A 2,996-nucleotide genomic window follows, 5' to 3' on the forward strand; every position below is an offset into this window, starting at 1 on the left:
ATCATCGGCGGCAGCTTCGGCGCGGGCAACTACGCCATGTGCGGACGCGCCTACGGCGCGCGCTTTTTGTGGACCTGGCCCAACGCGCGCATCAGCGTGATGGGCGGCGAACAGGCCGCAAGCGTGCTGGCCACGGTCAAGCGGGACGGCATCGAGGCACGCGGCAATGCATGGAGCGACAAGGACGAAGAGGACTTCAAGGCCCCGATCCGCGAGCAGTACGAACGCCAGGGGCATCCCGACTACGCCAGCGCTCTCCTGTGGGACGACGGCGTGATCGATCCGGCCGATACCCGGCGCGTGCTGGGACTGGCCATTTCGGCCTCCTTCAACGCCCCCATCGAGCCACAGCGCTATGGTGTATTCCGCATGTGAGGCCTCCGGTATCGTGTGAGGGCATGAAGGATATTCATGCGGCCAGCACGGCATGCGCTAAGAGCAAACTAAGATCGCGCGTTTAAGATCGAGAAATGTTTGTGTCTCCCTGCAAGGCGAAGGCCCCATGAATTGCTCCGCGCCAGGGCATCGGTCCCGCGTACCTGCGCCTCCCGGCAAGCGATGCCGCGGCGCCGTCCGCGTGCTGGCTGTGATCATGACGCCCCTGCTGCTTGCCGCATGCGTCAGTTACAGCACACGCCCCTTGCCCGCTTCCACGCAATGGATCTCGCATCCACACGATGCCTCGGGACAGCCGCTGCAGCGCATCAGTCTGGGCACCGCCGTCAAGCGTGCGCTGCGGGACAACCGCGGTTATGCGGCCGCCCTGGTCAAGGCGCGCATCAGCGTGCTGCAATTGCGCCGGGCGGGCCTGCTGCCGGATCCCCAGTTCTCTGCAAGCCTGGAAAAGCCGACCACGCCGGGGCCCTATGTCAACGGATTCACTGCTGCACTGAGCCAGGACCTGAGCTGGCTGCTGACACGCGGGGCGCGCAAGGATGCGGCACGCGCACGGCTGACCCAGACGCGCCTGCAGGTGGCATGGCAGGGCTGGACGCTGGTACAGAAAACGGCCAGCGACTATGTCGATCTCTGGTTTACCCGGCGGCAATGCGATTTGCTGCAACAGCAACAGGACCGCCTGGCCACGCAGCAGGCGGCGCTGGACCGTGCGCTGAAGCGCAGCGACATCACCATGCAGCAGGATGCCGCAGCGCTGACCACGTTGAGCCAGGTCCAGGCGCAGCTGACCCAGGCGCGACAGGCGCGTATCACTGCGCAGGCGGCGCTGAACAGCGACATGAACCTGGCGCCGCAAGTACGCTACACCCTGCTGCGGCCGAAGATGACGCCGCTACCCGATCCCCAGGCCGTGCAGTCGGCGCTGCAATCGCTGCCGCATACACGCCCCGACCTGCTCGCCCTGACTGCAGGCTACCGTGCGGCCAATGCCGATTTCCGCGCTGCAGTGCTGGCGCAGTTCCCCGGGATCAGCGTCGATGTCAGCCGCAACTCGGACACCAGCGCGGTCTTCAGCAACATCATCGGCATCAGTCTGAACCTGCCCATTTTCGGACGCAGCCGCAACACGGCGCGGCTGGCACGGGCCACGCGCGATGAACTGCACGCGGTCTATGCGCAACGCCTGAATGACGCCTCCTCACAGGCACAGACGCTATATGCGCGTCTGTACCAAACCCAGTCGCGCCAGGCCACATTGCGACAGCAACTGCCACGCCTCAAGCAGCTGTCCCGAAACGCCAACAAGGCGTTTGCAGCCGGCAACCTCAACGGCGCCGAATGGTCCTCCATCCACCAGAACCTGCTTGCGCGTGAGCTTGAGGCCATGCAGATCAACGCCACCCTCGCCAAGGGACGTGTGGCGCTGAATGCGCTGCTTGGGCATGTCCCGCTGCACGCGCCCATCCCCCATGCACCCACGCATTCCGACAGCGGATCGACACCATGACCCATGTTCCCCGTATCGCCATGCTGTTGGCGCTGCTTCTTCCGCCCGTGGCCTCGGCGTCATCGGCCAAACCCGCCGGACCGTCGATGAAGGTCAGCACGACCGCTGTCACCACACGCCGTCTGCAGCAGACCCTCACGGCATACGGCAAGGTCGAGCCGGATCCGGCCTATACCCAGACCATCAGCACCCTGCAGATGGGTCAGGTCACGCGCATCATGGCCAGCCAGGGCGAGCACGTGCATGCCGGGCAAGCGTTGATCGAGATGACGCCCACCCCGCAGTCCAGACGTGCCTACCAGCAAGCCAAAAGCGCCATGGACAGCGCCCGGGCCACGCTGCAGCAGCAACGCAGTCTGCTGCAGCAACACCTGGTCACGCGCGACGCAGTCGCCAGTGCCCAACAGGTGTTTGATGATGCCCAATCGGCATTGCAGGCACTGAAACACCAAGGCAGCGGCGCGCAACATGTGATCCGCGCCTCCGGATCCGCGGTGGTGACCTCCGTCAGTGCCGCGCCGGGTGCCGTGATCAATGCCGGGCAGCCTCTGCTCAAGTTGAGCAACGTGCAGCATTTACGAATTCGACTCGGGATCGAACCGGAAGATGCGCCCCGCGTGCGTCCCGGTCAACCGGTCCAGTTGCAGCCGGTGTTTGCCAGGAAACCGGCGTCCATCAAGGCCAGCATTCATGGGGTGCATGCGGTGGTCAATCCATCGACCCGCCTGGTTGATGCGATGGTGCATGTCAGCGGCAAGAATGCCACCCGTCTGATCATCGGCAGTTGGGTGCGCGGCACGCTCAGCGTCAAAACGGTTAAGATGACGGCGGTGGCCCTGAAGCCAGTTGGCGATGCCGCCCGCCATCAGTTCTTCGCCTTCGTCTGATGCACGGCCATACCGTCGGACAGCTCATAGTTGCCCTGGGTCACGACCTTCTCGCCGGCATGGATGTTGCCCTTGATGGCGGACCATTGCGGGGTGCTGACCGGCACCGTGACGTTGATCCGATGCGCGTGGCCGTGGCTGACCACGAACACGTATGCACCCTTGGCATCAGTCAGCACCGCCGAGTGCGGCACCGCCGTCAT

3 protein-coding genes and 1 pseudogene are annotated in these 2,996 nt (G+C 64.7%); 3 read left to right on the plus strand and 1 reads right to left on the minus strand.

Annotated elements, in window-relative coordinates:
* From PF446_RS11430 to PF446_RS11440, 3 genes are all read left to right on the plus strand, one after another.
* Positions 1-375: carboxyl transferase domain-containing protein (locus PF446_RS11430; RefSeq protein WP_298071680.1), on the plus strand; the 375-nt coding region annotated here is incomplete at its 5' end.
* Positions 376-592: 217 nt separating this feature from the next.
* Positions 593-1,906, plus strand: coding sequence for a TolC family protein (locus tag PF446_RS11435; RefSeq protein WP_298071682.1), 1,314 nt, complete (start codon positions 593-595; stop codon positions 1,904-1,906).
* Complete coding sequence (locus tag PF446_RS11440; RefSeq protein ID WP_298071684.1) at positions 1,903-2,793, plus strand: efflux RND transporter periplasmic adaptor subunit; 891 nt, start codon at positions 1,903-1,905, stop codon at positions 2,791-2,793. Before PF446_RS11435 ends, PF446_RS11440 begins: the two co-directional genes overlap by 4 nt.
* Here the strand turns inward: PF446_RS11440 and PF446_RS11445 are convergent.
* Positions 2,772-2,996 (minus strand): annotated as a pseudogene (locus PF446_RS11445) (efflux transporter periplasmic adaptor subunit); the annotation flags it as partial. The gene PF446_RS11440 and the pseudogene PF446_RS11445 overlap by 22 nt on opposite strands.

Source organism: Oleiagrimonas sp. (genome assembly GCF_027858935.1).
GTDB lineage: Bacteria > Pseudomonadota > Gammaproteobacteria > Xanthomonadales > Rhodanobacteraceae > Oleiagrimonas.

What these genes read in the sequence shown, in the direction of transcription:
- PF446_RS11435 (WP_298071682.1), top strand. Translation starts at nt 593, where the DNA reads ATGACGCCCCTGCTGCTTGCCGCATGCGTCAGTTACAGCACACGCCCC.
- PF446_RS11440 (WP_298071684.1), top strand. Translation starts at nt 1,903, where the DNA reads ATGACCCATGTTCCCCGTATCGCCATGCTGTTGGCGCTGCTTCTTCCG.